The sequence below is a fragment of the Erythrobacter sp. HI0063 genome (assembly GCF_001635685.1).
Classification (GTDB): domain Bacteria; phylum Pseudomonadota; class Alphaproteobacteria; order Sphingomonadales; family Sphingomonadaceae; genus Qipengyuania.
The window spans coordinates 1-269 of record NZ_LWFF01000191.1 but is presented as its reverse complement, the minus strand read 5'-3'; the positions used below and the strand labels follow the sequence as shown (position 1 = coordinate 269).

Here is a 269-nt window from a genome sequence, read left to right as displayed (position 1 = left end):
CGGTGCGCGACGAATCGCTGCACTGCGAAGGCATCACCCGCCTGTTCCACGCCTTCTGCGCCGAGCGCGACTGCCTGACCAAGGCGGTGAAGGAAGACATCATGGACATGTGCCAGAAGACGGTCCGCCTGGAAGACGCCTTCATCGACCTCGCCTTCGAACAGGGCCCGGTGACGGGGATGACCGCGAAAGAGATCAAGCGCTACATCCGCTACATCGCCGACTGGCGGCTGGGCCAGCTGGGCCTCCAGCCGATCTACATGGTGGAA

General features: G+C 63.6%; 1 protein-coding gene. It reads left to right on the top strand.

Annotated features, from left to right (window positions below; all coding sequences use genetic code 11):
• Positions 1-269: ribonucleotide-diphosphate reductase subunit beta (locus A3736_RS06250; RefSeq protein WP_197465520.1), on the top strand; the 269-nt coding region annotated here is incomplete at both ends.